Here is a 7,270-nt window from a genome sequence, read left to right as displayed (position 1 = left end):
CCCCCCCCCCCCCCCCCCCCCACGACACCAATACGTAAGTCTAGAAATTGTTGGATTTGAATCGCGCCCTGTAGCGGATGACTTATGACTCAGATTGGGTATTGGCCATTTGGCAACGGGTGCACAGCCCAAAAAATTCCAGCATATGGTAATAAATTTTGAATCGGTAAGAACGGTTGAGTTCTTCTTCTAGCTGGTGGACGGGGCATTCGCTGATGGCAATCGAGTCTCCACACTGTACGCAAGTCAGGTGGTGGCGATCTTCCTGCATGGAGCTATAGAGCGATTCGCCGCTAGCCAGGGTTCGCACCTGAACCACACCCTCAATTTTGAGAGACTCCAGGGCTCGATATACGGTGGCAAGGCCAATGGTTTGTCCGAGGTTTCGCAATTCAAGATAGATTTCTTGAGCTGAAAAGGCGCGGTTCGTGGCTTTTAGCAACTCTAAAATCCTTGCTTGATTGCGGGTTCGGCGTACGTTCATAAGGTTAGGTCACGGGTGTGCTGGGTTCAGCTTAGGCAGAGGAGCACATACATGCGGGAGGGCATTTGGGAGGAGTGCTGCGATCGCCTACATCTACAACAATCCAGTTGTCTGTCAGGCTAGAGGTTGATGAATCCCCCACATCTGACGACTCTTGAAGGTTTTTTTGAGCAAGTGCCCTCTCTCAAAGCAGCCTTAACAGCCATTGGGGCTAAAGGGCGATCGCCCTTGATTGCAAACATGCATGGCTAGGAGATCCAATTTCATCATACCGTTGTCATTTGCGGGTTTTGAGACTGGTAAATCAACGGGATCGGGGATTGCTATAGAATGAGATTCGTTGCTGCTGGTTAAAGTCGGTGAGTCAAACGTATCAGGCCAAAATTTTTGTAACGCTGCGTCCTTCGGTACTCGACCCTGCTGGGGTTGCCGTACAGTCGGGGTTGCGCCACATGGGATATGACAACGTTGAACAGGTGCGCATTGGCAAGTATGTCGAAGTCAAGTTAATGGCCGACGATGAGGCCGCAGCACGTCAGCAGCTTGACCATATGTGTGATCAGCTTTTGGCAAATCCTGTGATTGAAAACTACCGAGTGGAACTGAGCCCTGCTGAAGCTCCTGCTGAAGCCAAGGTTTAAAGGCCAACCGTTAGAAGAACACGTACGGGCCAGGGTCAGGTCTACTGTTCACCTTAAGTTTCGCTTCGCCTTGAGTTTCGTTAGGATTGGGCTACCCGTTTCCCTTACTCTCTTCACTTAAACGTATGAACTTTGGTGTCATTGTGTTTCCGGGCTCCAATTGCGATCGCGATGCGGCAATGGTGGCGCGCGATTTGTTGGGCCAGCCCACCCGCATGGTGTGGCACGAAGACAGCGACCTGTCGGGATTGGATGTGATTATTGTGCCCGGTGGGTTTAGCTATGGGGATTATTTGCGCTGTGGGGCGATCGCTCGGTTTTCTCCAGCCATGCGCTCCACCATTGAACATGCTGAGAAGGGCGGTTTAGTTCTGGGCATTTGCAATGGCTTCCAGGTATTGACCGAGGCAGGACTGCTGCCCGGTGCGCTGGTACGGAATCGAGACCTGCACTTTGTGTGCGATCGCGTGCCCCTGCGTGTCGAGCGAACGAATTTGCCCTGGACTCAAAAGTACCAGCCCCAGGAAGTGGTCACCATTCCCATTGCCCATGGCGAAGGCTGCTACTTTGCCGATGCTGACACCCTTAAAGCATTGGAAGACAATCAGCAAGTGGTGTTCCGCTATTGTGATACCAACGGCGAAACCACGCCCGACAGCAACCCCAATGGCTCCCTCAACAACATTGCCGGAGTCTGCAACGAGCGCGGCAATGTGCTGGGCATGATGCCCCACCCCGAGCGCGCCTCTGACCCCATGCTGGGCAACACCGACGGGTTCCGATTGTTTGAAAGCGTGCTGCAAGCCATGGTGGGAGCCGCTTAGTTACGTCAACGGTTCATGCAGAATTGGGATAAACCATGCAAATTCGGGTGGAGCCGTTCACGGTTCACAAGCGGGTGCCGCTCACGATTAGCCGAGGCACCACCGCCGAAACCACCAATCTGTGGCTGGTTCTGGAGCATGATGGCATTGAGGGGTGGGGAGAAGCCTCGCCCTTTTCGGTACGCGGTGTCCCGCAAACAACCGAGGCGATCGCCCAATCCCTGAGTGCGATCGCGCCCCAACTTCAATCTTTCACCCCGTTCAATCGCCAGAAAATTGAGGAGCTGTGTGCGCAGGCCAAATTGCCTTCCGCTGCTTGCACCGCAATTGACCTGGCGCTGCATGACTGGCTCGGCAAAGCCTTTGGGGTTCCCTTGTGGAAATTATGGGGACTCGACCTCAGCCGCATTGGGCCAACGTCCGTCACGATTGGCATCAACACGCCCGAAGCTGCACAGCATCGACTGGTGCAATGGCTGGAGGTTACCACCGTCAAGGCCGTCAAAATTAAGCTGGGAAGTCCAACGGGGCTAGAAGCGGATCAGCTCATGTTTGAGGCGGTGATGGAAAAGGTGCCGTCCGGGACCAAGGTGAGCGTGGATGCCAATGGGGGCTGGTCGCTGGAGGGAGCGATCGCCATGAGCCAATGGTTAGCGGATCGTGGGGTTACCTATCTGGAGCAACCGTTGCCCCAGGGCCAGGAAGCGGATTTGTTGCCGCTATACGAGCGATCGCCCCTACCGTTATTTGCGGACGAAAGCTGCTTCGATCGTCGAGACATTCCAGGATTGAGCGATCGCGTCCACGGCATCAACATCAAGCTGATGAAATCGGGCGGACTGAGCGAAGCCCTGCGCATGATTCATACTGCTCAAACCTACGGCTTGCAACTCATGTTTGGTTGCTACTCCGACAGTGCCCTTTCCAACACTGCCGCCAGTCACCTCGCCCCCTTCGCCACCCATCTCGATCTCGATAGTCACCTCAACCTTATCGACGATCCGTTCGTTGGGGCAACGATGGTTGATGGGTATCTCAAGCCTAATGATTTGCCGGGTCTGGGCGTGACTTGCGCTTGATGCGATCGCAAGCAGCCTCCAGTCACGCAGAAAAGCCCGCACCATAGTGCGGGCTTTTGCCATGGGATCTTTTAGTGAACGGCTAGGGCTAGCCTAGCCACACAAACGTTATTCAATCCCTTCGATACGGTCTTCCACTTCCTGGTACAGCTCACGCAGGCGATCGAGGTTGTCTTCGCTGGTTTCCCAGTAGCCGCGACCATTCGCTTCAAGCAGGGTGGTCACCATCTTGCGGAAGGAGTTGGGGTTGAGATCCATCAACCGCTTACACATCTCCTCATCCTTAAAGAAGGTGGTATTGGTGTCTTCGTAAACCCAGTTGTCCACCGCATCTGCCGTGGCCGACCAGCCCATGGTGTTCACCAACCGCTTTGACAGCTCGCGCACGCCTTCATAGCCGTGGCTCAGCATGCCCTCATACCACTTGGGATTCAGCATCTTGGTGCGGGCATCTAACCGCACCGTTTCCGAGAGCGTGCGGATCTGCGCGTTGGCCGTAGTGGTGTCTGCCATAAAGGAGGCGGGCTTTTTGCCGTCATCCCGCAGGCGCGACACGATCTTGGTTGGGTCAGAGTCGTAGTAGTGCGACACGTCTGTGAGCGAAATTTCCGACGAATCTAGGTTCTGGAAGGTCACGTCTGCTGTCTTCAGGCTGGCGCGGAACAGGTCTTCGTTTTGCTCCATCACGCCCGGATTATCGGACGAGAAGGCAAAGCCCTTGCGCGCGAGGTACATGTTTTGCAGTTCCTCTTCGTTTTCCCAGGTGCCGTTTTCCACCGCCAGGTTAATGTTGCTGGAGTAGGAACCCGATGCATTAGAGAACACGCGAGTCGCAGCTTGACGAATGCTGAGGCCCAACTCTTCCGCTTGCTGCACGGCGTGCTTGCGCACGAAGTTCATTTCCACAGGCTCATCGGCTTCAGCCGCCATTTTGACCGCGCGATCGAGCAGGGCCATTTGGTTAATGAACAGGTCACGGAATACGCCCGAGCAGTTCACCACTACGTCAATGCGGGGACGACCCAGCTCTTCCAACGGAATCAGCTCCAGCTTGTTGACTCGACCCAGCGAGTCGGGCAGAGGCTTGACACCGACCATCCACAGAATTTGGGCCAACGATTCGCCGTAGGTCTTGATGTTGTCGGTTCCCCACAGCACACAAGCGATCGTTTCGGGGTAGGCTCCACCATTGTCTGCCGCTTGGCGGGCAATCAGGCGATCCACCACCACTTTGGCTGACTTGACCGCCGCCGCCGTGGGAATGGATTGGGGATCCAGCGCGTGGATGTTCTTGCCGGTGGGCAGTACATCAGGGTTGCGGATAGGGTCGCCGCCAGGGCCAGGGGTAATGTATTGCCCTTCCAATGCAGTCAACAGTGCGCCCAGTTCGTTATCCGCCACCACCTGCTTGAGGCAGAACTGGAGGTATTCAAACAGCGGCTTCAGCACTTCGGTATCCACATTGGGGAAGCCCGACTCGTGCAGGGATTCAACCCAGGGTTCTTTTTTACCGTTGTTGCCAAAGTTGAACAGATTGCCCAGCAACGAGGTACGGGACACGCGGCCCTCGGCATCAATTTGGGAATGAACCGTGGCGCTCACCGCAGCACGAGTGGCCATGTTGATGGTGTTCAACAGATCCACATCGCCCAAAACGCCGCGATCGCTATTTTGGTAAATCTCCTCCAGGTTGCGGCCAATGCTGTTGGCAATAATGCGCTGCAGGCTGATGATGCCGTCTTCTTCGCGATCCAATCCGGCGATGTTGACCAGCGTGGCGATCGCCTCTTCCGCAGTGGGCGGCTTACCAATCACATGCAGACCACAGGGCAGCAGGCGAGACTCAATCTCCATCAGCTTGATGTAGACCTTGCCCACAATGCTATCGCGCTCATCCTGGCTGAGGTCAGCGGCGTTGCACTCCGGCAATGCCACATCCTTATCCAGGTTACAGATGCGGGCCTTGTCCATAATGGTGTCCACAATCTGCACCCCGCGCCCCGAATCCTTCAGGGTTTGGTAGGAGCCAATGAGTTCGCTCAGTTCCTTCAGCCCCTTGTACAGCCCGGCATTTTCGGCGGGAGGGGTCAGATAGCTAATGGTTTCCGCATAGCTGCGGCGCTTGGCGATCGTTGCCTCCGAGGGGTTGTTGGCCGCGTAGTAATAGAGGTTGGGAATGGTGCCAATCAGGCTATCGGGATAGCACTCGCCAGACATGCCCATCTGCTTACCCGGCATAAACTCCAGCGAACCGTGGGTGCCAAAGTGCAGCACCGCATCTGCGCCCCAAATTTTCTCCAGGTAGGTGTAGTAGGCGGCAAAACCGTGGTGCGGACTGGCCGAACGAGAGAACAACAGCCGCATTGGGTCGCCTTCGTAGCCAAAGGTGGGCTGGACGCCAATGAACACATTACCAAAGGACTTCCCGTACACCAGCAGGTTTTGGCCATCGGTGTTGAGGTGTCCTGGCGGTGGCCCCCAAGAGGGCTCCAGCCGCTTGGAGTAGGGCGTCAGCCGCTCGTACTCTTCCACGGACATCTTGTAGGCGATGTTCAGCTCGGGGCTGTTGTACTGGGCTTGTGCGTTGTGCAGCACTTCCAGCATCAGGTCTTCTGGCTTCTCAGGCAGACCCTGCACGTCGTAGCCGTTATCGCGTAGGGCTTCAATCACCTTGTAGATGGAGCCAAACACGTCGAGATACGCGGCAGTTCCTACATTTCCTTTGTCTGGTGGGAAGCTGAAAACGGTAATGGCAACCCGCTTGTGGAGCTTGGGCTTACGGCGCAGATTGGCCCACTTCATGGCCCGCTGAGCGATCGCTTCTACTCGGTCTTGCAGGGCGATCGCCTTTCCGGTTGCGCCATCCCGACCTGACAGAATGATGGGCTCGATCGCGCCATCCAGTTCGGGTAAAGCGATTTGCAGCGCCACCTGAATTGGGTGCAGACCCAGCTCACTTTCCTGCCACTCTTCGGTCGTTTGGAACACCAGGGGCAACGCCACCATGTAGGGGCGAGCCAATCGCTGCAACGACTCGATCGCCTTGGGATGGTCCTGACGAGCGGGGCCACCCACCAGCGCGAAGCCCGTCAGCGATACCACCACATCCACAATGGGCGTCGTTTTGCTAATGGGGTCGTAGAAGAAGGCATCCACGGGCTTGGAAAAGTCCAGACCGCCAGCAAACACGGGAATCACCCGTGCGCCCATGGCTTCTAGCTCCGAGATCATCGCCACGTAGTGGGCATCATCGCCCGTGACCAAGTGAGTGCGCTGGAGCACCAAACCAACGCTGGGCACCAGGGGATCTTTGGATTCCTCGGGCAGGTCGCGGCGGGAGTTATGCCAGTTCAAATATTCTTTGATGTCCTCAAACATCTGAGGGGCCATGGGGTGCCAAATGCCCATATCGGGATAGGTCACCGGCTCCTGATATTGCAGCGCTTGGGGCGTAGCAAAGCTGGCGTTGGCCGAGCAGTACTTGTCCACCAGCATCAGCAAGAAGTTTTCCAGATTTTCGGACGAGCCCCCTAGCCAGTACTGGAAGCTGAGCATAAAGTTACGAGCATCCTGCGCCTTGTCCATGGGCAGGTACTTCAGCACCTTGGGCAAGGTGTTCAGCAGCTTCAGCATGGCATCCTGGAAGCCCGCGCCCGACTGCTCCTTGCGCTTTTTCATGAACTGGGCGATCGCACTCTTGGACTGGCCCAGCTGTGCCATCGAAAAGCTGCCCATCTTGTTCAGGCGCATGACCTGAGGCATCGAGGGAAACACCACCGCCGCATCCAGGCGATCGCGCACGGGCTCTACCGCCGCGATCACTTTTTCGGCCAAATCTTCGATAAAAATGAGCGATGCGATAAAAATGTTGGCTTCAGAAACATCCTGCTGAAACGCCTCATAATTCTCGGCATTCCGAAGTTCTTCCAGTAAATAGCCGCTAATTTCGATTGCGACATTAGGGTTGTTCTCATTGATGGATCGAACTGCCGCAGAAAGAGCACTCTGGTACTGTGGCTCCAACACGACATAGACCACCTTCACCAATCCACGTCCTTGCAAATCGTCAGGTGCGATATGCCGGATCGTAGGCTTGACGTTAGTGAACATTCAGCTAGGCTCCTTCTCAAAGGGGGGTTATCATCCACTTTTTGCATCAGATGCACTACAACAAGCAGCACAACTCGGCTACCAACTCGATAGAGCGCCCTCCCAACAAGTAAGAACGCACTACCCAACTGC

At 55.7% G+C, this 7,270-nt stretch carries 6 protein-coding genes; 4 read left to right on the top strand and 2 right to left on the bottom strand.

Annotated elements, in window-relative coordinates; translation table 11 throughout:
* Positions 1–82: 82 nt before the first annotated feature.
* Positions 83–484, bottom strand: coding sequence for a Fur family transcriptional regulator (locus ACQ4M4_RS15805; RefSeq protein WP_430685400.1), 402 nt, complete (start codon positions 482–484; stop codon positions 83–85).
* 129 nt (positions 485–613) lie between these two features.
* Here ACQ4M4_RS15805 and ACQ4M4_RS15800 point away from each other — a divergent pair, with 129 nt between their 5' ends.
* The 4 genes from ACQ4M4_RS15800 (at position 614) to ACQ4M4_RS15785 (ending at position 3,028) form a co-directional block, all read left to right on the top strand.
* Positions 614–736, top strand: a complete 123-nt coding sequence (locus ACQ4M4_RS15800; RefSeq protein WP_430685399.1) for a hypothetical protein — start codon at positions 614–616, stop codon at positions 734–736.
* A 107-nt stretch (positions 737–843) separates the two neighbouring features.
* On the top strand, positions 844–1,125 hold the full coding sequence (gene purS / locus ACQ4M4_RS15795; protein ID WP_430685398.1) for a phosphoribosylformylglycinamidine synthase subunit PurS: 282 nt from the start codon (positions 844–846) through the stop codon (positions 1,123–1,125).
* A gap of 125 nt (positions 1,126–1,250) precedes the next feature.
* Positions 1,251–1,949, top strand: a complete 699-nt coding sequence (gene purQ, locus ACQ4M4_RS15790; RefSeq protein WP_430685397.1) for a phosphoribosylformylglycinamidine synthase subunit PurQ — start codon at positions 1,251–1,253, stop codon at positions 1,947–1,949.
* A gap of 35 nt (positions 1,950–1,984) precedes the next feature.
* The gene (locus ACQ4M4_RS15785) at positions 1,985–3,028 is read left to right on the top strand and encodes a dipeptide epimerase (RefSeq protein WP_430685396.1); all 1,044 of its coding nucleotides are present in this window, start codon (positions 1,985–1,987) and stop codon (positions 3,026–3,028) included.
* A gap of 108 nt (positions 3,029–3,136) precedes the next feature.
* On the opposite strand, the gene ACQ4M4_RS15780 is transcribed toward ACQ4M4_RS15785, so the two are convergent.
* Positions 3,137–7,138: a magnesium chelatase subunit H gene (locus ACQ4M4_RS15780; RefSeq protein ID WP_430685395.1), complete on the bottom strand. Its 4,002-nt coding sequence runs from the start codon at positions 7,136–7,138 to the stop codon at positions 3,137–3,139.
* Between the last annotated feature and the right edge of the window lie 132 nt (positions 7,139–7,270).

The sequence above is a fragment of the Leptolyngbya sp. AN02str genome, assembly GCF_050565595.1.
Lineage (GTDB): Bacteria > Cyanobacteriota > Cyanobacteriia > Elainellales > Elainellaceae > Kaiparowitsia.
The sequence above is the reverse complement of the archived record's forward strand: the minus strand, read 5'-3'. Positions and strand labels throughout refer to the sequence as shown.